This is a genomic window from Armatimonas sp., from assembly GCF_043757465.1.
Taxonomy (GTDB): Bacteria; Armatimonadota; Armatimonadia; order Armatimonadales; family Armatimonadaceae; genus Armatimonas.
In genome coordinates this window covers 44,873-64,536 of the sequence record NZ_JAYVPL010000079.1, presented here as the reverse complement: position 1 = coordinate 64,536, position 19,664 = coordinate 44,873, and the positions used below count along the sequence as shown (strand labels likewise).

The following is a 19,664-nucleotide window of genomic DNA, read 5'->3' as shown; positions in this document are numbered from 1 at the left end:
GTTTCCCAAGAAGCCTGATGCTTGGCATTGTTGTTTTTGGTGATTGTGTCCTAGACATAATTTCAGAAGCTCTCTGCTTTAGCGGAGGGAGTCGTCACCATCCCAGTTCCAGACGCAGGCGATAGCGTGAAGTTCCTGCGGAGTTGTCAGATCCGCAATCCATTCCGGATGCTCATGAAGGTCTTCGAGAAGTTCCATGAGCACTTCGGCCTGCTCATTAGTAACAAGTGTTTTACCCATCCTGTCCCCCGGAAACGCCTACGTGGAGTGGCTCGTAGCAAGAGTAGAAGTAGGGGGTTTGGGCTTCGAACTCGGCGGCGCAGGTGTCCACGATCTTGTAGGAGGGGATGATTCCTGCGGCCTTACGACGGTTGCGTAGCTCCAGCTCTTTCAGGCCCGTCAGCTCGGCGATAGTCCGATCCGGGAAGCCCATAGATTTCGCGTCGGCGAGGAGCGTGTTGTCGAGGCCTGCGCCCGCTTGCTCTAGCTTAAGCTCCATATCAATCAAATTCTTAATCTTCACCAAGAACCACGGATCGTAGTACGCAAGGCTCGCGATCTCCTCGACCAGCATTCCACGCCGGAACGCCTCGGCGATAGCAAAGAGGCGCTCATCGGTAGCGACCCGCAATAAATTTTCGAGCTGCATCTCGCTCCAGCCCGACGCGTGCCGGTAGCGCAGGCTATGAACCCCGATTTCAAGCGAACGCACGGCTTTCATCAGCGCGCTCTCAAATGTCCGGTCAAGCGCCATCACCTCACCTGTCGCCTTCATCTGCGTGGTAATGCGTCGGTCCGCGCTGACGAACTTATCAAAGGGCCAGCGGGGAATTTTTACGACACAGTAGTCTAAGGCGGGCTCGAAGCAAGCCAGCGTCTTGCCCGTCACTTTGTTCTCGATCTCGTCTAAGTGCAAGCCAATGGCGATCTTAGCCGCCGTGCGTGCAATCGGGTAGCCCGTGGCTTTGCTCGCCAGCGCCGAGGAGCGTGAGACTCTGGGGTTGACCTCGATAATATAGTAGTCGAAGCTCTTTGGATCAAGTGACATCTGGACATTACAGCCTCCCTCGATCCCGAGTGCCCGGATGATCTTGACACTGGCGGTGCGGAGCATCTGGTACTCTTTGTCTGAGAGCGTCTGGCTGGGCGCAACCACGATAGAATCCCCGGTATGCACGCCCATCGGGTCGAGGTTCTCCATGTTGCAGATCGTAATGCAGGTGTCGTTGGCATCGCGCATGACCTCGTACTCGATCTCTTTCCAGCCATTAAGGTAGCGCTCCACCATCACCTGGTTCACCGGCGAGAGGCGCATCCCACGCCGCGCGATCTCTAGCAGCTCAGGAACCGTCGGTGCGATTCCCCCACCTGAGCCTCCGAGCGTGTAAGCGGGACGGATAATCAGCGGCCAGGGAAGTCCCTCTTGCTGAGAAAGCTCAAGCAGCGCCTCCTCGGACTCAATGATCCAGCTCTCGGGCACGGGCTCCCCGATACGCCGCATGAGCGCACGAAACTGCTCGCGATCCTCAGCCATCTGAATGGAGCGCAGGGACGTGCCAAGAAGTTTGACATTGAACTCTTCAAGAATCCCTAGCTCCGCCAGCTTGGCCGCTAAGTTGAGACCCGTCTGCCCTCCGAGTGTGGGCACGAGGCCATCGGGGCGCTCGCGGTCAATGATCTTGCGCAGAAACTCCGGCGTGAGCGGCTCAATATAGACCCGGTCAGCCATCTCCACATCGGTCATAATCGTCGCCGGGTTGGAGTTGACCAAAACAACGGAGCAGCCCTCCTCACGCAGCGCACGGCACGCCTGCGCCCCCGCGTAGTCAAACTCAGCGGCCTGACCAATCACAATCGGCCCGGAGCCGATCACCATAACTTTCTTAATTGCTGGATCTTTTGGCATAATTTTTCCTCGTCAAGAGTATTCCCGTGATAATTAACCCGCCCCCTAGCACATGCCAGAGAGTGATGGGCTCATGGATCAAAAAATAGGCGCCGACAGCGGCGGCAAACGGCAGAGCATACATGGCGCTGGTCGCAGCGACCGTGCCAACTTTTCCGACAGCGGCGTTCCAGGCGACAAACCCAAAGAGCGTGGTCGGAACGGCGGTCCAGAAGACGGCGAGCCAGGTGTGGGGCGCGACGGCGGCAAAGTCAAAGGAGCTTCCGCGCCAGAGAACATACGGCAGGCTCCAGAGCGCTCCAAACCCAACGTTTCCAAGCGTGACTTTAAGCGCGGGAGTCGTGGCGAGCTGGTTTCCGAGTAGGGTCAGAAAGCCGCCATGGAGCGCAGCCCGTAGCAGGGCGAGTGCGTCGCCGCGCCACGTGGTGCCGCCAAAGTGCAGCCCGCCGGGCGCGTGTGTTGCCACCAGCGCCACCCCAATCAGCGCGATTCCCGCACCGAGCAGCGCGCGTTTTCCAAAGGGCTCACCGTAGAGTCCCCGTGCCCAGAGTACCGTCGAGAGCGGGATCGTCCCATGCGAGAGCAGCGTCAAGTTCGCCACCGATGTGTAGCGCACGGCGACGGCCTGCAAGATCTCCCCAACGAGCATCGAGAAAAATCCGAAGCACGCGTACATAAGCAACTCTTTTCGGGAGAAGCGTAGTAGCGATCTATCTTGCCAGCTCAGGCCCAGTGCAAGCAGCGGCGCAACAAAGAGAAACCGCAAGCCCGAGAGAAAGACTGGATCAAAAGCCTCGCCCTGCGCGGGCCGCATCGCCACTTTCAGCGCCGTGGCATTCATGCCCCAGATAAGAATGCAGAGGATTATAATCATCCAGGCGATCCGTCGGCTCACTGGGTTGCCTCTTTAGGCACAGGGTAGAGATGCAGTATTACCCCCCCTAGCGCGAACGTACGGACTTCATACTCCGGTTGGATAAGCGTAGGAGCCATTGGCACCCAGTAGTGCAGACGGGATGGGGAGCGGGCGATCAGCAGGTAGCCAGGCTTGAACTGATGCAGAGGATCAAGGTCATTAGCGAGCCCTGGGTAGAAAATTGGGATGGCGCGCAGGCGGTTCTCCAGGCACAGTGACGCGGCCTCGCCGATGACGACGGTTCCTGGCGCAAGCTCGCGCCCCAGTTCTCGGCTGGTGTCACGAAGCGTGTAGCTACGGGTGAGAAGCCCGGAGACACTGCTCCCGACATTCAGCAAGAGCGCCAGTGCCAGGAGCCATTTCCCCAGTGAGGCGTGAGGAGAAGGCAGTGTGGGCTGCCGACGAACCACTAGGAACGCAAATCCCAGTGCCAGCGGCAGAATCACCCACTCGGCGGCAACACTCCCCACTACGGCCCCCAGGGGAATTACTCCGAGCTGGTAGCAAAAAAAGAAAACGGGCACGCCCAGCCCCCACGCCCGGGCATAAGAACGCGTGCGCCAGAGCCGCCAGAGCGCAGGGAGGCGCGGCAAAGTAACGGCGGCCAGCGCGACAAGTGCGGGCAGAAAGAGCAAGAAGTAGCGCGTCGGGATGTAGCGACTCACCGCAAGAGAGCCCATTGCAAGCCCCGCCCAGCACACCAGCACGCGCCAAAGAAAGTCACGTTTGCGCCGTCGCCATCCCAGCCCAAAAAGCCCGACCAGCCCCACGGTCGTTGTGATGGGAGCCTGCGTCTCCAGACAGTGCATCATGTACTTTTTGGTGGTGCGCCGATAGCCCAGAAGCGCGAAACTCACACAGCGGCCCACCTCCGAAATCGAGCGCGGCTGCGACTGTTTGGTGCGATAGAAGTTGGTCATGTGCGCAATCTCAGCGCGGTGAGGAATCCCCCAGAGTGCTCCGTAGATGGTCAGCCCGGCCAGCACTCCTGCGGCATACGGTAGCGCTTGTTTGCGCCCCGCCCAGCCCAGTGCAATCAGTGGCACGGGTAGAAACAGCGCGTAGGTCGCCTTAAACGCCAGTGTCGAAGCGGCAAGCAGCCCCGCGATCAGCAGCCCACTATTTGTCCCCAGGGTCAGGCACCAGAAGGCGGCGCAGTGCACCAAAGTCGCGGGCAGCTCCATCAGTGCCAAGCGGCTGTACCCCCAAAAAAAGACATCGGTTCCGAGCAGCGCCAGCCCCGTCAGTGCCGTCTTTTTACCAAAGCCCCGTCGCAGCGCATCCCAGAAGAAGAAAAGCGCGAGAAGCGATGCGAAGACAGAGAGGCTTCGGGCCGCGATCAGCCCCACCCCAAACTTCCCAAAGACCACGCGCTGCGCCAGATCCAGCACCGGCATTAAGTTGGCGTTATTAAACTCATCCAGACGCGCCTGCCCAAAGAGAGCGGCATTGCGCGCATTGTAGGTATAAAAACCCTCATCGGTCCAGATCCCCGAGCTCCAGTCCAGCAGTGGCCACGGGTCAGCATCGAGCCAGAAGAGGCGCGAGGCAAGCAAAAAGACCACCAGGCATACCACTGCCAGAGATTTTATTGCCGCGCCTCCATCAAGCCAAGAAAGCGCTCGAAGTAGAAGCGTGAGTCCATTGGGCCGGGAGAGGCTTCAGGATGGTATTGAATCGAGAAGACCGGCAGGTTTTTATGGGTCAGCCCCTCAACCGTGCCGTCATTGAGATTGATCTGCGAGACGGCGAGCTGATCTTCCGGAAGCGTGTTGGGATCTAACGCGTAGCCGTGGTTCTGCGATGTAATCACCACGCGGCCCGTGGGCAGGTCTTTAACGGGGTGATTGGCACCCCGGTGGCCGAAGGGCAACTTGAACGTACTCCCCCCAAAAGCGCAGCCCAGAAGCTGGTTGCCTAGGCAGATTCCCATCACGGGCTTCTCGGAGGCGACGAGCTTCTGGACGGTCTCGACAGCGTAGCCCAGCAGCGCGGGATCGCCGGGGCCAGGCGAGAGAAAGATACCATCCGGGTTGCTGGCGAGCATTTCGTCGGCGCGTGCGGTCGCGGGAAAGACATGCGTTCGAATGCCGAGCTTGGCAAGCTCGCGCAGAATATTAAATTTTATCCCGCAATCCAAGACGCTCACTGTGAATTTGGCATCGCTCGCCTCAGGTCCCCAGAAATACGGCTCAGCTGTAGTGACAGTCTTCACCCAGTCAATCGCATCGTATTTATCGGTGGCAGATTGGAGACGGGAGAGCAGCTCGTCGCCGGTCTCCTCGGTGCTGAGTGCGCCCATCATCACGCCCTCATGCCGAATGCGCCGGGTGAGCGTCCGCGTGTCAATGCCGGTGATGCCGAGCACGCCCGCACGCTTCAAATAGCTATCCAGCGACTCAGTGGCGCGCCAGTTGGAGTACGTGTCGGCCAGCTCGCGCACCACAAAGCCCGCCACTTGCACTTTATTACTCTCAAAATCCTCAGGGGTGATACCGTAGTTGCCGATCAGCGGGTAGGTCAGGGTCACGAGCTGCCCCGCATAGCTTGGGTCCGTGAGCACTTCCTGGTAGCCGGTCATTCCGGTATTAAAAACCACCTCGCCGCTCGCCCGCCCGGTTGCCCCGAACGACTCGCCCTCAAAAACCGTCCCATCCGACAGTGCTAGAATTGCTTTCATACTTCCCCCCCAGCCCCCGCCCGGCGGGGGAGTTCAAAGACAACTTCCCCACCCACGATTGTCATGACGGTCTTGCCCGTCAGCTTCCAGCCTCCAAAAGGCGTGTTCTTGCCCTTGCTCACAAACGACTCAGGGTCAACAATCCACTCGACCTCAGGGTCAAAGACCGTAATGTCAGCGACACCTCCCAGCTCCAGAGTTCCTCCTGGAAGACCCAGAATCCGCGCAGGGGCCGTGCTCATCTGCCCGATTAGTGCGGCCAGCGAGAGGTGCTGCGGTTTTACTAAGTAGGTGATTCCCAGTGCCAAGCTCGTTTCTAAACCGTGAATCCCAAACGGGGCGAGTGGGAACTCTTGATCTTTTTCGTAGCCCGCATGCGGCGCGTGGTCCGTGGCGATGCAGTCCAGCGTGCCGTCTTTGAGGCCCGCGATCATCGCCTCGCAGTCGGTCTGCGTGCGTAGCGGCGGGTTCATCTTGGCGTTGGTATTGTAACCCTTGCACGCCTCATCCGTAAGGCACCAGTAGTGCGGCCCCGTTTCCGCCGTGATAGGTGCCCCCAGAGATTTTAGGAAGCGAATGATCTCCACTTCCCGCGTGGTGGAGACATGGAGCACGTGCAGGTGGCAGCCTGTCATCATCGCCAGCAGGCCGTTGCGCATCACGTCCATTTCGTAAGCCTCACGTGGCAGGCCCTTCAGCCCTAGAACACTTGCCGTGTAGCCCTCGTTCATCACTCCGCCCTCGGAGAGGCTCGTGTTCTCACAGTGGGCCAGCACGGGAAGATCCAGCATCGCGGCATACTCCATGGCCTTACGCATGAAGCCCGCGTCCTGCACCTGGTAGGCATCGTCACTGACCGCAATCGCCCCCGCGCCTTTCAAGTCGCCCATCTCGGCAAGCTCCGCATTTTTCATCCCCTTGGAGAGCGCCCCGATCACGTGGAGCCGCGCCCCTTTGACGTCTTTGGCGCGAACAAGTAAGTCCCGTACAATTGGGGCGGAGTCAATCACGGGCGTTGTGTTAGGCATGCAGGCCACGGCGGTAAAGCCCCCCGCCGCCGCGCTCCCCAAGCCCGAGGCCATGTCCTCCTTGTACTCCTGGCCGGGCTCACGCAGATGCACATGGATATCAATCAGCCCCGGACAGATCACCTTTCCGGTGCAGTCGTGCTCCGTGTGGCCGTCCCCGGAAATCCCGCCGCCCAGCTTGACCTCAGCAATTCTGCCGTCCTCGATCCGAAGATCGCCGATCCCATCAATGCCGCTCGATGGGTCAATTATTCGTCCGTTTCGTAAAATCATAACTTTTCTCCATTGACGTGAACGTCAATGTCTCCGCTTCGCTGCTGGCGCAAGCGCCGCAATGTCACTACTGCGACCGCACTTCCCCACCACAACAACACAATCGCAACCGCAGCGACACCAAAGAATAGTCCGCTAAAAAAACCGTACGCCCACGGATCGAGGGGCAAGAGAACAGCCGTCGTACGTATCCAGATCCAGTTCCCTATCGTGCCGTAGAGAAAACCACTCAGAGCTGTGCCCACAATAAATCCAATGGCATGTCTGCTACTCACGGTATTTCCTCCCCCCAAATCCGCTGAATCTGGCAGCCGTTCATCGTCGTCATGGCCGTCTCTCACCCGCCCACAGAACGTGGGCGTCTAAAAGCCTTCGGCTAAGAAATCGCTCCGCGATTCGGAGCGATTGGGAGTCGCGGAGCGACATCGTGGCGGAACGCCCATAGACCCCCACGTTCATGTGGGGGGATCTTGTCGTGCTCACCCTTCCGCTCCCAGTAACAAATACAGAACTGCCATTCTTGTGGCGACGCCGTTAGTGACTTGTTTCTCGATCACAGCTTGCGGCAAATCAGGGACATCGCCGGAGATCTCCAGGCCACGGTTCATCGGGCCGGGGTGCAGAATAATCGCATCGGGCTTGGCGGCGCGGAGGGCGCGACGGCTGACTCCGAAGAGGTTGCAATACTCGCGCGGCGTGGGAAAGAGGGCTTTGGTCTGCCGTTCGAGTTGGAGCCGGAGCACCATGACGACATCGGCGTTCTCTAAGCCCTCGTCGAGATTCGTGTGCACTGTGACGGGGAGCTTTTCGGACTCGGTGGGCAGGAGCGTTTTCGGGCCGATAACATGCACATCGGCCCCGAGCGTGGTGAGGCCCCAGATATTGCTGCGGGCGACGCGCGAGTGCAAGACATCCCCGACAATGGCGATTTTCAGCCCCTCGATGCTGCCTTTTGCATCCCGAATGGTGAGCGCGTCCAAAAGCCCCTGAGTCGGGTGCTCGTGCATGCCATCGCCTGCATTGACCACGGGAATGTCCACCCACGCGGCAGCCTGATGACACGCGCCGCTGAACGGGGTGCGCATGATGATGAGATCAGCCGTAAGCGCCTGGAGCGTTAAGAACGTATCGCGCAGGCTCTCGCCCTTGCTCGCACTCGACGCGTTGCCACTGATATTGATGACATCGGCGCTCATGTACTTGCCCGCCGCCTCGAAGCTGGAGCGGGTGCGCGTGGAGTTCTCAAAAAACATCGTGATGACGGACTTGCCCCGTAGGGTCGGGACTTTCTTCACATCGCGACGCAGGACTTCAGAGAACGTGGTGGCGTTGTCGAGGATCATCTCGATGGCCTCACGCTCCAGCCCTTCCAGGCCCAGCAGATCACGTCCAGCTAAGTTCAATTGTCTTCTCCCTTGGCAATGGTGACGGCATCTTCGCCGTCGAGCTCGGCAAGCTTCACATTGATGCGCTCGGTGCGCTGGGTTGGAAGGTTCTTGCCCACAAAGTCGGCGCGGATCGGCAGTTCGCGGTGGCCCCGATCAATTAAAACAGCAAGCTGAACCGTGGCAGGGCGACCAAGGTCCATGAGAGCGTCTATCGCGGAGCGGACAGAGCGCCCCGTGAAGAGCACATCATCCACTAAGATCACCGTCTTACCCGTGATGTCAAAAGAGATGCTGCTCGCACGGGCTTCGTGGCGACGGACGGCGTAGTCATCACGGTAGAGCGCGATGTCAAGACCACCGCAGGCCACAGAATGGCCCTCAATACGCTCGATCTGGGCGGCGAGGCGCGCTGCAAGTGGCTCGCCGCGACGGAGCACCCCCACGAGCACGATTCCCGCTGCGCCTTTGTTGCGCTCGACGATCTCATGGGCGATCCGGGTCAGTGCCCGGCGAACATCGCCGCTATCCATCACCTGTGTTTCATTCATGTTTTTATCGCTCAGCCAGCAAAACGCCTCCCTGCCGAGAGGCAGGGAGGCGCAGAAGAAGCCGCTCCAACACCGGTGTTAGAACCAAAATCATCGTCTTACGCATCCTTGTCCGTCTCTCGGGGCGGCTCCCGCCTCACAGGGCGGTTAACAAGGCAATTACTAGTTGTCTGGAACAGTGTAGCACGCACCAAGCGCGCTTGCAAACATGAGCTATTCGAAGGTTTCTCGCTTGGGTTTCCCTGTCTCTTCCTTGGGCTTCTCGCGCTTGATCTCAGGAGCATTCGATGCCGCGATAGTCCCCATTTCCTGGGGGACAGCTTGTTGTGCAACGGCTTGCTGTGCGGCGACTGCCGTGGCGGGTACTGCCTTCGCAACCGCACGAAACGGCAGTGCAACATATAGCTCGACATCGCCGGAGCTCATATCCATCAAGGCAGTGACATTGGATGGGATACGTTTAGGCAGTACCCGATCGTCTACGTTGACCTCACGGTGCCCCATCTCGCCTCCCGGAAGCGACACCTGGTACTTCACACTACGGGCGTAGGTATCCCCATTGAGATTATCCGCAGAGAGAAGCCGTGCCATCACTGGTGCTCCGTTGGTGACGAGGTGCTCCGAGCGCATCAGGTGCTGTCTCAACCGAAAGGGGAAATAGACCAGTCCGGTGAACCCCGCGAGCATCAAAGGAATGCTAAGCGGGATGTTGCCACCGCTCTGCTGCGTGACGGCACGTAGATAGAGAAAAAATCCGATAACCAGCAAAGCCCCCGCGATCCCTGAAAAAAGCGGGACATTGGGGCGGTTACGATCCGGATAATCAGTAAACGACACAATCCGACGGGGTGCGGACTGCATGAGATCGGGTTCGGGAACCCAAGTCTCGTCTATGTTCACATTCATGGACATGGCGAAAAAATCCTCACGAGAGCAACAGGCCCACCGTAGTGAGCATCTGTGTTTTGAGGTGCATTATACGGCAACTACGCCGAATTTGGGAGAAGTTTCTCCATTACCTAGTGGTACCGGTAGTGCCGCCAGCCAGGTTGGCTATCAAGGGTAAGATAGGGAAGCTGTGCAGCCAGTACCGCGACGGCCGTTTCGGAGAGACAGAAGCCACGTGCCCGCGCACTTTCTTGAGCATCTCGCAGAAGATGGAGATGGAAGAGAATGTCCTCGGAGGCGAGAGACAGCACCTGACGGATCTGATAGCGCTCCAGAAGATCTATGGCCATCTGGCAGGCTTCTTGTAGCTCGTCGTCAGGCGCAAGCTCCAGCGTCCGGGTAAACGCCCGGCAAGACGCTGCTAGTAGCCCGGCCTGCTGTAAGATCACTCCACGCTTGAAGTGGTGCCCTGGGTCGTACGGATCTAGGCGTACCATCTCATCGGTGAGGCGTAGCGCTCGTTCATACTGCCCCCGGTGGAGAAAGGCAGTCGAGAGAATATCACGGGCATGGATTGAGCGTGGCTTCAGCGCGAGAAGTGCCTGACCGTGGGGGATCGCATCATCGTAGCGTCCGATCTCCACACAGACATCCGCGAGGGCTTCACGGGAAACGGGACAGTCGGGGACATGGGCCACAGCGGTCTCCAGAATCTCACGGGCCTCCCCTGCACGCCGTCGCTGGCGGAGCAAGTCAGCAAGCCGGAGGTAGCCTCGTGTGGAATCAGGAAGGGCGTGTACCAGTGTCCGTAGTTGTGCCACTGCCTCCTCCACTCTTCCTGATGCCACCAGCGCATCCGCTTGATGCAGCCAGCGCCACTCGTCCACAGGAAGCGGGAGAGCATCTTTTTCTGAAACTAAAATTGTTGCCTTGCCTGTCACCTGTTCTCCTGAAGGCATTATACGCTTTTTTTGATGAAATGCTTCTCTGGCACAGAAATTGCCGCACAATTGCGGGTTTTCTACCAGAAGTAAACAATAGGCACTCGCCCCTGAGAGCCAAAAACCACTCCCTCTAGTTCCAGGCGGCGGCGTTGTTCGGCAGCGAGCACGGGAGAGTAACGGGCAACACGCAACGTCCCATCGCTTCCAACAACCCGGTGCCACGGAACGTGATCCTCTTGGGCACAGTGCGCCATCGCACGTCCCACGGTTCGAGGCCGCACACCTACCCGATCCCCGACTTCTCCGTAACTAAGAACGCAGCCCGCCGGAATGGTTCGAACCAGCGCATAGATCGCCTCAAATCCGTCCATTTCCAGCGGGCTGATTTTTAGATCCTAGTCCAGAATCACGACACGGACACGCTTACGGCCATAGGCATTCGCCACACGGTCTGAGTCAAAGGCGAGGTCAATGCGCATGCCTTTAATGGCACTGCCCACATCCTCGGCAACGCACTCACCGTAGCCTTCGACATGGAGCCGGGTTCCTAGTTTAATGACACGCGGATCCACCGCGACAACACCGTAGCGAACACGGGTGCCCATTTTTGTCCGATTGCCCCACTGCCCATTTTCCCCCGGGCCATAGCCGGTAGCCGTCAGATTAAGGACGCGCTTGCCTTCGTAGCGAGAAAGATTACCCAGGGAACTTCGCGAGCTGAGAGTTCTGCGCGATGCTTCCGTGGTGGCCTTGACGACAATCTTCGCAGGCGCTTTTTTGATGTCACCCGCGAGTGCGACCTTGGGTTCGACCCAAACCTGCAGTCCCTCTGTGATCGGAGTGTGGAGCGGGGTGGAAGTCTGGAGCTGCTCGGTGAGTGAGACTCGCTGCTCCTGGAGAAGCTCGCTGACGGTGGTGGCCGTGGTTCGGAGCACGTGGCTCTCCCCCTTGACGACCAGAATCACGGTCTGCGTCTTGGTTGCGCTTGTCTGTGCATAGGCGGCAAGACTGGTCAGAGCGACCAGAGTTGCGATGCTAGAGCGCGTATAGTTTGTGAAGGGCATGATGCCTCTCTTTCTCGGTGGGGGGGCATGGTGCCACCCTCCGCAGTCAGAGACGAACGCCAATTTGGGTCCGCCAATCGGCAAGATTGCCGACATGGTTGGGTTTCAAAAAGAATTTCCGCTTTTCTTAAAACCGATAGAGTATAACCCTGGAAGATAGTAATGTCAAGTTCACGTTAACAATATACACAGTATCTAATAGTTATTCATAACCTAAACCTAACAAAAACCGTTAAAAAACAGGGGTTTGGCAGGAAACTATCTTCCTTCTGTCGAACCCTAGAATCGAGTATCTAAACCATGTCCTTTGACCCCAAGCGCTATCTCATCAAAGTCCAGGGAAACCGTGAGTACCTGCCTGTCTCTGCCCGCCTCATCTGGTTTCGCAGCGAGCACCCCGACTGGGGGATCGTCACGGAAGCTGTGGAGATCAACCACGAAAAGCAGTTCGCGGTTTTTCGTGCCAGTATCTTCAATGAAGAGGGCCGCCTGATCGCCACGGCAACCAAGAAAGAAGACGTAAAAGGCTTTGGTGACTTTATTGAGAAGGCGGAAACGGGCTCGGTAGGTCGTGCACTGGCAATGTGCGGCTACGGTGCACAGTTTGCCCCGGAGCTAGAGGAGAACGGCCCGCGCCGTGGAGGGGCTTCCGCGGCGCCTCGTATGGCTCCTCCCCCGCCCGGCCCAAGTGGCTACGGGCCGCCTCAGCGTGTTGCTCCCGCGCCTCAAGCCGTACCGCCGATCCCGCGGCCCACGGCCCCTCTCCTGCGCGATGAGATGCCACCGCCATTCGACGAAGACGAAGCCCCGCGTGCGCCGCAGCGATCTATACCCACACCGCAAGCACGACAGCAACCGCACGCCGATCTTCCCGCAGATCTGTCACTCCGCCCTGCGTCCTCTCTGCCTCGCCCCGCACCACGGCCTCTCCCCAGTGAGCCTGCCTCGATGCAGCAGGCTCGCCCTGCGCCCGCCGGTGGCTCGATCCAGCGCGTCCGTGAGCCGGAGCGCAACACGCCCGATCCTGGCGGTAATGAGGAGCTAGACGATCTCGACGATCCGTTCGCCGATGGAGATGCTCCCCCGCCGCCGCCACGGGCGGCGGCTCGTCCTCCTGCCCGCCCCGCCCCGCGTCAGCCCGGCGGAGACACGCTGCTTTAGTTGGAACTCACTCGTCCTTCTGAGCTGAAAGCCCTGCTGGAGAGACACGGGCTTCAGCTCGCCCGACGCTTTGGCCAGCACTTTCTCGTAGACCGCAACCATCTAGAAAAAATCCTCGCCGCCGCCGCGCTCACCCCAAGCGACACGGTTCTTGAGATTGGCCCCGGCGCGGGCGTGCTCACCCGTGAGCTCGCCAAGTATGCCGGGGCGGTGGTCTCTATCGAGCTGGACCGTCACTTGCCCCCCGTGCTCGCCGAGGTGATGGCGGAGTTTGAGAACTGGCGCTTAATCGAGGCCGATGCACTCAAATACAACTGGAGCGAGCTGGGCGCAACCAAAGTGGTGGCCAATATTCCCTATAACATCACCTCGCCGCTTCTGGTGAAGATGCTGGAGTTCCGTCCGGTGTTCTCCTCGATCACGCTGCTCGTCCAAAAAGAAGTGGCGGATCGGGCCAAGGCCACCCCGAACTCCGATGCCTACGGCTCACTCTCCGTGTTTATGCAGTTCTACGCCACCGTACACGTTCCCGCGCTCGTCCCGCGCAACGCGTTCTTCCCGCCTCCGAAAGTGGACTCTGCGATCCTGCATCTGATTCCGCACACCACGCCTCCTGTGGATGTCCCCTCCCCGGAGGCGTTCTTTGCCGTCAGCCGCGCCGCGTTTGGCCAGCGCCGCAAGATGCTACTCGGAGCACTCTCGCACGGAATGAACCGCCCGCGCGATGAGATCCTCGCCGCACTCAATACCGCTAGCGTCACTCCCGACCGCCGCGCTGAGACCCTAAGCCTGGACGAGATCGCTGCGATTGCGCGAGCGCTGGACGCCGATTTCAATCCGTAGTTATCAGGAATTCCACAGCGGCTTCTCGGACGCGCTCATTTGAAGCAGACTCCGTGGTAGCAAGCCACCTTGCAAGAGGTCGCATGGCTTCATCGTTCAGTGTTGCCAGCACCAGCAGTGCCTTGACTTTTTCCTCGGTCGTGCCTTCCTTGACCCAGGAGCGCAGCAGTGCCTTTTCCTGGTTCCGTAGCCCCCTCACTTGCTCAGGGAGAAAAAAGTTCAGACTCGCAAGTGTCTTCAGATGCAGGCTCTCGGCACCCGTACGGATTCCCAGTGTCGGCAGAAGGGCAAGCAGACGGAGGGCAGAGGGAATATCCTCGGTGCTCAGCTCTCGCTCCACCGCATCAACGAGCTGATTTCTTAGCTTCACCGGGAGAGTGACTCCCCAAAGAAATATCCACGTCAGCAGGCAGAGTGCCGGGAGTGTCAAGATGCGCAGTGTCCAAGATGGCCCCCACATAAAATTGATAACGAGTAGTACCAGTATCAAAGGACAAAGAAGCTGCACGACTCGCTTTCGGCGTTGCCAGGACTCTACCTGCCCCTCGATCTGCTTCAGCAGATCCTCCCATGTGAGTGTCCCATGCTTCAAAGGTACCAGTGACATCGCCTACTCCCCCATTGCTTTGAGAAAATCCGTCGCCGCTTCCCGCACCCTCTCGTCGGAGTCTGGGGTTTCCTGGGCAAAGCGTTTCGCCAGTACCGTAGATTTCGTATCCCGTGCGGTGGCGAGCACTAGTAGCGCAGCCACTTGCTGCTCGGGTCGCCTGTTTTTTGCCCAACCACGCAAGTAAGACCGGTGCGCTTTTGTCAGCGCGAGGCACTGAGCCTCATTGAGCTTGGGAAGCAGCCCCCGCAGTGTTGTCTCAAGCTGTTTTCTTGCCACCGAGACTTTCTCATCCAGCCCACCGATAAATTGTGTGACTGCCAGTGTCTTCAATACAAGGGCGACGTGGTCGGTTTTCAGCTCACCGTGCCGTGACGCTACATACAGCAAAAGCTGGTTCCCCTTCCGATGGATCAGGATCTGAACCACACCCGTGAGTACCGTCAGGATCGCTAAAGCCGCAAGTGCAGAACCAAAATACGGAAGTATGCCTGCCGACTGCCCCCGTAGAAACGGTACGGCAATTGCCCCCGCCAGCAGAAGCGCACCTTTGCAAGCCAGCACGCCCCAGAGAAGCCGCTCGTAGGTTCGGAGCGTCTTCAGAGATGCCTCGGTTTCGTCCCTGAGAGGTGGTTCGAGGAGAGTGCGTTGCTGGAGCATGGTTTTAATGCGCGTCGGTGGTCAACGTCTCCAGAGCCCTTCCAGCGTATCCTGCGGCTTCCAGCCCAGAAGGCGCTCGGCTTTGTCGGTGCGACACTGGTCATGGGGAAAGTCCGCGACGCAGTGGAACTCCTCGTAGGGGCTCGGCAGCGACGGCACCTCCAGAGCACACTTAATGGCCCGGGCAGCATCTTGCCACGAGAGCATCATTGCGCTACTGCCGTGCTCGCTCACGGCATCGGGCTGAGCGAAACCATTGAACATGACATTGGGCACTTCCAGATCATGCCACTCTGCAAAAACCCGTAGCGCCTCGTTGCCTAAAAACTTACTATGCCCGTAGAGATAGCGCCCGGGCCGGGTCGGGGAGTCACACGCCAGATGAAAATCGTCGGTGAAGTCGTTCTCACCGTGCAGCGTGATGAGCTGCGGCCCGGTCTGAACCACGCGCCGAATCCCCAGTTGCGCCGCCGCCCGCCCGATATTATAGGCTCCCAGCGAGTTCACCAGAAACGCCTCAATGAAATCGGGGCGCACGACGGTTAAGTTAATGATCGCATCGCAGCCGTTGCACGCCGCCAGCACGGAGCCAAAGTCACGCACATCGAGAAAGACCTCCTCATGCGGCAGGGGTAATGGCTGGGCGAGTGGCGCGTCCGGCGACTGGGACTTGGCCTCCAGCAGTGAATGCAGGTCCGCCAAACGGAGCGTGTAGTGGTCTTTGAGCACATCCGCGACCACGCGACCTATCGGCCCGCCCGCTCCCAGCACCGCCACTTTCTGGATAGGTCGTGACGCAACCGGCGCGACCGGCCCTAAGATCGTGCGCCAGGACTTGCCGTGGTCGCTCGCAGGCCGACCGGGGACGCTTCCCCTATGCACAATGCGCCAGGGAATACTGGCCACCGCAGCCACTTCGAGCAGCGCCTCCCGAAGCTGTACTTCCGCTCCCAAACGCAAAACCGTCACATGAAGCCCTGTCGCCCGTGCCACTTCCTGAAGCGAGAGTTCGCTCAGGTACGGGCAGAGCTGATCTAGTTCGGTCGAGGGCCGCGGTCGCCAGTTCGTACCCAGATGCCAGTTCTGCGGGATGCGGCCAAAAAACGCCAGCGACGAGCACAAGATGATATGCTTCACCCCAGCTTTCACGGCTTCCGTCGCCAGCACGTACATGCCACGTGTCGCACGATCGAAGTCCTCGATGCGACGGGGCACTTGGGCAACGGGCATGTGGATCAAGGTCTCTGCACCGGCAACGGCAGCAGCCACAGACGGACTATCACGGGGATCACCATCAAACAAAATCGTCTTATTCATAGTTATTATCAGTATGTACAGCGTCCACCGGAGAGATCGTAGCACTGCGCCGTCACAAAGCTCGCTGCATCGGAGCAGAGAAAATGCACCACGCTCGCCACTTCGTCCACGGTGCCTGGCCTCCCCATAGGAATTTTTGAGAGGAGTGTTGCCACCACATCGTGGCTCATCTGCTCCAGCATCGGGGTCGCGATCTGCGCGGGCGCGACACAGTTGACGCGAATCCCCTCTTTGGCCACTTCCTTGCCGACCGCCTTCGTGAAGCCAATCACCCCCGCCTTCGCACTGGAGTAAGCCGTCAAGTTCGGGTTGCCCTCTTTACCCGCCACCGACGCGATACTCACAATCGCGCCGCGCTGCGCCTGGCGCATGGGCCGAATCGCCGCCCGGCACAGCCGAAACACACTTGTCAGGCAGATTTCGAGCACAGCATCCCAGTTCTCATCCGTTTGCTCCCAGAGCGGCACACTCGCCCCGGTGATTCCCTGGCAGTTGATCAGTATATCGAGTCGGCCATGCGTCTGGAGCACCTGCGCCACCAGCGCATCCGCCGCGCTGGCATCGCGTAGGTCGGTCTGCAAGTCCGCCGTTGAACCAGGCCGGTCTGCCGTGATCACCGTCGCCCCGAACACCGACAGCCGCGCCGCCACCGCCTGCCCGATACTGCCTGCGCCACCTGCAATCAGCGCCACACGCCCCGTGAGAAGAAGATCGTCCGTCATGCAACCCAAGTTCGGCAGAGAGCCTTTGGCTTCCTCTATGACTGTTTTCGAAGGAACGCCGCCAGCTCCGACAGTTTGTCGGTGTTGAGATAGTCCACGCCCGCACGCCAGCAGACCTCCCAGCCTGCGGGGTTGTCTGGAGCGGCCCAGAAGCGAATCGTGCGGCCTTCGGTGTGGGCTTGCTCGACGAGACTTGCGAGTTTCTCGCGGTCGGCGCGGGTCATGAGGCCAGAGCCGTACCACTTGAACAGAGTAAACCAGCTCTCGCTGATCAGGGGAAAGAGCGCGACGGGCAGATTTTTGCCTAGGTCATCGGGGCGGCCATCGAGGGCAGCGAGGCGGCTACGCTCGGCGGCAAGCACTTCGCGTGGACGGTCGCCGGAGAGGATAATCGTAATGGCACGACGCTGGATTTTCCCGTTCTCGAAGCGCGTCAGCATCGGGGCGTAGGGCTTGAGTGTCTCTTTGAGGGCTGCATAGACTCTTGCCCCCTCAGTCTTAATATCAACGAGCAGTGTCACCGGCGCGGCATCGTGATAGACCTGGCCTCCGTTGGCCTTCACCTGTTGCCAGAGCGGTTCTAAATACAGCGCGGTGAGCGTCCGCTCCGGGCGCAGGTCTTTCTTGTCGTGGCCCACGAGGAGCTGGCCGTTTTCCAAGTAGACATCGGCCTCGACACTACAAAAGCCCTGCTCCAAGGCATCGAGCAGCGGACGGGTATGGGCGTAGTCGTTGTGTGCATGGGCACGCGGCAGAGGTTTGGGCATGGTTTTATCATCCATTCTTTTATGGCCATAATACCTGCGCGGTCACGGCACTGGTGCCGTGAGGGATGTAAAATACACATCATGTTCAAATCGCCCGATCTGATTGCCATTGCTGTCACCGCTCTACGTGATGCGGGGTTCACCCCCACGTTTCCCGACGCCGTAAAGGAGGCAGCGGCACAGAGAGTCGCCTTGCCAACTAACTTGCCGGACCTGCGCCACTTGCTCTGGTCGTCCGTGGACAATGCGGAGTCGCGGGATCTTGACCAGATCGAGGTGGCGGAGCGCCTGCCCGACGGCGATATTGTCCTGCGGGTCGGGATTGCGGAGGTGGACTGGCGCGTGCCTCAGGGCGGCGTGATAGATTCCCACGCGGCCAAGAACACCAGTAGCCTCTACACGCCCGGGCATGTCTTCCCCATGCTCCCCGAGGCACTTTCGACGGAGGCGACCTCACTCGTGAGCGGTGAAGACCGCGTGGCGATGGTGGTCTCGCTTCGTGTCAACCCCGACGGCACGCTGCAAGAGCGGAGCGCAGCTCCCGCGCTGGTGCGCAACCATGCCAAACTTACCTACGATAGAATCGGGCCGTGGCTGGAAGGTAACGCAGAGCTTCCCGACGAAATCGCTGCCGTGCCCGGTCTGGAGACGCAGCTCAAGCTCCAGAACGAGACCCTAGAGCGGTTTCTGGCTCTGCGCGAACGGCAAGGCGCACTGAACTTCGAGAGCGTCGAGACCCAGCCCATCACCGAGAACGGTAAGATCGTGGGCATGAAGACGATTCACAAGAACCGGGCGCGCTTACTCATTGAGAGCTTCATGGTTGCCGTCAATACCGCCGTGGCCGAGCTGCTGCACGAAAGTGGGCGGGCATCTATTCAGCGCATCGTCCGTGCCCCTAAGCGCTGGGATCGCATTATGGAGGTGGCAAAGGCGCTGAACGAACCCCTCCCCGAGACCCCCGACCCACGTGCCCTCTCTGCATTTCTGGAGCGTCGGCGTGCCGCCGACCCGCAGGGCTTTCCTGAGCTCTCGCTCACGGTAGTGAAACTTCTGGGGCCGGGTGAGTACACGCTGGTAAAAGCAGGCCGAGAGAGCGAGGGGCACTTCGGACTGGCCGTGGGCGGGTACACGCACTCGACCGCGCCCAACCGACGTTATGTGGATATTGTGGTGCAACGCCTCATCAAGGCCACACTCAATCAAGCGCCTGCGCCCTACACCCCGGAGGAGCTGGAAGCACTCGCCGCGCACTGCACCGAGCGGGCAAGTGTCGCCGATAAAGTTGAGCGCCGCCTGCGCAAGAGCGCAGCGGCGATCTTTTTACAGCCGCGCCTAGGAGAAATCTTCGATGCCGTCATTACCGGTGCCAAGAACGGGAAAGTCTACGCCCGCCTGCTGGAGCCGCCCATCGAGGGCCGCGTCACCCGCAACGAGCATGGGCTGGATGTGGGCGACCGCGTCTCGGTGAAGCTCATCAAGGCCGACCCCGAGACCGGCTTTATTGATTTTTTGCATCGGGATTAACTGCTCATGACCGATACAGACGATGTGGAGCGAATCGCCCTCTCTTTTCCGGAGACGGTTCACGAAGGGACGGGCTTTCGGGTTCGCAAGAAGGGCTTTTGCTGGTACTACGCCGAGAAAGTGCCCGGCCAGAAAGGCCGTACCCTGCACCTCGATGTACTGGCGGTGCGTGTCGCCAACGAGGACGAAAAACAAGCGCTCATTGCTTCTGACCCGGCCAAGTTCTTCACCGACGACCACTACCGAGGCTTTCCCGCTGTCCTGGTGCGCCTTCCTGCAATCGACACCGACGAGCTTGCGGAGTTGATTGAGGAGGCCTGGCGTATTCAAGCTCCCAAGACGGTAGCGCGGGCGTTTGACCGTCGCTAAACCTCCAATCCGTGACCGCAGGCTTCGCCGCGCTAAACTCCTCGGTGAGCGCCCCT

General features: G+C 59.5%; 21 protein-coding genes and 1 pseudogene. 4 read left to right on the top strand and 18 right to left on the bottom strand.

Features of this window, described 5'->3' with window-relative positions; genetic code table 11:
- Positions 1 to 78 precede the first annotated feature (78 nt).
- The 13 genes and pseudogenes from ACH2ED_RS10830 to ACH2ED_RS10770 all read right to left on the bottom strand — a co-directional run bounded on the left by ACH2ED_RS10830 (position 79) and on the right by ACH2ED_RS10770 (position 11,635).
- Positions 79 to 240 carry a hypothetical protein gene (locus ACH2ED_RS10830; RefSeq protein WP_395090925.1) on the bottom strand — a complete coding sequence of 54 codons (162 nt, stop codon included), beginning with the start codon at positions 238 to 240 and terminating at the stop codon, positions 79 to 81.
- A gap of 31 nt (positions 241 to 271) precedes the next feature.
- Positions 272 to 1,906: pseudogene (gene carB, locus ACH2ED_RS10825) on the bottom strand (carbamoyl-phosphate synthase large subunit); the annotation flags it as partial.
- Positions 1,884 to 2,801, bottom strand: a complete 918-nt coding sequence (locus ACH2ED_RS10820; RefSeq protein WP_395090923.1) for a DMT family transporter — start codon at positions 2,799 to 2,801, stop codon at positions 1,884 to 1,886. The gene ACH2ED_RS10820 and the pseudogene carB, both read right to left, overlap by 23 nt.
- Positions 2,798 to 4,399, bottom strand: a complete 1,602-nt coding sequence (locus tag ACH2ED_RS10815; RefSeq protein WP_395090921.1) for an ArnT family glycosyltransferase — start codon at positions 4,397 to 4,399, stop codon at positions 2,798 to 2,800. Before ACH2ED_RS10815 ends, ACH2ED_RS10820 begins: the two co-directional genes overlap by 4 nt.
- An 11-nt stretch (positions 4,400 to 4,410) precedes the next feature.
- Positions 4,411 to 5,502, bottom strand: a complete 1,092-nt coding sequence (gene carA, locus ACH2ED_RS10810) for a glutamine-hydrolyzing carbamoyl-phosphate synthase small subunit (RefSeq protein WP_395090919.1) — start codon at positions 5,500 to 5,502, stop codon at positions 4,411 to 4,413.
- Complete coding sequence (locus ACH2ED_RS10805) at positions 5,499 to 6,803, bottom strand: dihydroorotase (RefSeq protein ID WP_395090917.1); 1,305 nt, start codon at positions 6,801 to 6,803, stop codon at positions 5,499 to 5,501. Before ACH2ED_RS10805 ends, carA begins: the two co-directional genes overlap by 4 nt.
- The gene (locus tag ACH2ED_RS10800) at positions 6,800 to 7,078 is read right to left on the bottom strand and encodes a hypothetical protein (protein ID WP_395090915.1); all 279 of its coding nucleotides are present in this window, start codon (positions 7,076 to 7,078) and stop codon (positions 6,800 to 6,802) included. Before ACH2ED_RS10800 ends, ACH2ED_RS10805 begins: the two co-directional genes overlap by 4 nt.
- A gap of 204 nt (positions 7,079 to 7,282) precedes the next feature.
- The gene (locus ACH2ED_RS10795; RefSeq protein WP_395090913.1) at positions 7,283 to 8,206 is read right to left on the bottom strand and encodes an aspartate carbamoyltransferase catalytic subunit; all 924 of its coding nucleotides are present in this window, start codon (positions 8,204 to 8,206) and stop codon (positions 7,283 to 7,285) included.
- Positions 8,203 to 8,739, bottom strand: coding sequence for a bifunctional pyr operon transcriptional regulator/uracil phosphoribosyltransferase PyrR (gene pyrR / locus ACH2ED_RS10790; protein ID WP_395090912.1), 537 nt, complete (start codon positions 8,737 to 8,739; stop codon positions 8,203 to 8,205). Before pyrR ends, ACH2ED_RS10795 begins: the two co-directional genes overlap by 4 nt.
- A gap of 213 nt (positions 8,740 to 8,952) precedes the next feature.
- Positions 8,953 to 9,651 (bottom strand): hypothetical protein, encoded by a 699-nt coding sequence (locus ACH2ED_RS10785; RefSeq protein WP_395090910.1) that lies wholly within the window; start codon positions 9,649 to 9,651, stop codon positions 8,953 to 8,955.
- A gap of 107 nt (positions 9,652 to 9,758) precedes the next feature.
- Complete coding sequence (locus ACH2ED_RS10780; protein WP_395090909.1) at positions 9,759 to 10,586, bottom strand: tetratricopeptide repeat protein; 828 nt, start codon at positions 10,584 to 10,586, stop codon at positions 9,759 to 9,761.
- Between the two features lie 62 nt (positions 10,587 to 10,648).
- Positions 10,649 to 10,942, bottom strand: coding sequence for an MGMT family protein (locus ACH2ED_RS10775; protein ID WP_395090907.1), 294 nt, complete (start codon positions 10,940 to 10,942; stop codon positions 10,649 to 10,651).
- Between the two features lie 24 nt (positions 10,943 to 10,966).
- Positions 10,967 to 11,635 (bottom strand): 3D domain-containing protein, encoded by a 669-nt coding sequence (locus ACH2ED_RS10770; RefSeq protein WP_395090905.1) that lies wholly within the window; start codon positions 11,633 to 11,635, stop codon positions 10,967 to 10,969.
- 300 nt (positions 11,636 to 11,935) lie between these two features.
- Between ACH2ED_RS10770 and ACH2ED_RS10765 the strand changes: the two genes are divergently transcribed.
- Entirely contained in the window at positions 11,936 to 12,796 is an 861-nt protein-coding gene (locus ACH2ED_RS10765; protein ID WP_395090904.1) for a hypothetical protein, read from the top strand.
- Positions 12,797 to 13,639, top strand: coding sequence for a 16S rRNA (adenine(1518)-N(6)/adenine(1519)-N(6))-dimethyltransferase RsmA (gene rsmA, locus ACH2ED_RS10760; RefSeq protein WP_395090902.1), 843 nt, complete (start codon positions 12,797 to 12,799; stop codon positions 13,637 to 13,639). It begins immediately after the preceding gene.
- Here the strand turns inward: rsmA and ACH2ED_RS10755 are convergent.
- Genes ACH2ED_RS10755 through ACH2ED_RS10735 form a run of 5 tightly spaced genes read right to left on the bottom strand, consistent with a single transcriptional unit; the run spans position 13,629 to position 17,712 of the window.
- Positions 13,629 to 14,246: a hypothetical protein gene (locus ACH2ED_RS10755; protein ID WP_395090900.1), complete on the bottom strand. Its 618-nt coding sequence runs from the start codon at positions 14,244 to 14,246 to the stop codon at positions 13,629 to 13,631. The genes rsmA and ACH2ED_RS10755 overlap by 11 nt on opposite strands.
- A gap of 3 nt (positions 14,247 to 14,249) precedes the next feature.
- Positions 14,250 to 14,906 (bottom strand): hypothetical protein, encoded by a 657-nt coding sequence (locus tag ACH2ED_RS10750; protein WP_395090899.1) that lies wholly within the window; start codon positions 14,904 to 14,906, stop codon positions 14,250 to 14,252.
- Positions 14,907 to 14,927: 21 nt separating this feature from the next.
- Positions 14,928 to 16,223, bottom strand: coding sequence for an NAD-dependent epimerase/dehydratase family protein (locus ACH2ED_RS10745; protein ID WP_395090897.1), 1,296 nt, complete (start codon positions 16,221 to 16,223; stop codon positions 14,928 to 14,930).
- Positions 16,224 to 16,231: 8 nt separating this feature from the next.
- Positions 16,232 to 16,945 carry an SDR family oxidoreductase gene (locus ACH2ED_RS10740; RefSeq protein WP_395090895.1) on the bottom strand — a complete coding sequence of 238 codons (714 nt, stop codon included), beginning with the start codon at positions 16,943 to 16,945 and terminating at the stop codon, positions 16,232 to 16,234.
- Between the two features lie 35 nt (positions 16,946 to 16,980).
- Positions 16,981 to 17,712 (bottom strand): phosphatidylinositol-specific phospholipase C/glycerophosphodiester phosphodiesterase family protein, encoded by a 732-nt coding sequence (locus ACH2ED_RS10735; protein ID WP_395090893.1) that lies wholly within the window; start codon positions 17,710 to 17,712, stop codon positions 16,981 to 16,983.
- Between the two features lie 81 nt (positions 17,713 to 17,793).
- On the opposite strand from ACH2ED_RS10735, the gene ACH2ED_RS10730 reads away from it, so the two are divergent.
- Both ACH2ED_RS10730 and ACH2ED_RS10725 read left to right on the top strand, forming a co-directional pair.
- A complete protein-coding gene (locus ACH2ED_RS10730; RefSeq protein WP_395090891.1) occupies positions 17,794 to 19,239 on the top strand; it encodes an RNB domain-containing ribonuclease in 1,446 nt (481 codons plus the stop codon).
- Between the two features lie 6 nt (positions 19,240 to 19,245).
- A complete protein-coding gene (locus ACH2ED_RS10725; protein ID WP_395090890.1) occupies positions 19,246 to 19,608 on the top strand; it encodes an MmcQ/YjbR family DNA-binding protein in 363 nt (120 codons plus the stop codon).
- The last annotated feature ends 56 nt before the right edge of the window (positions 19,609 to 19,664 follow it).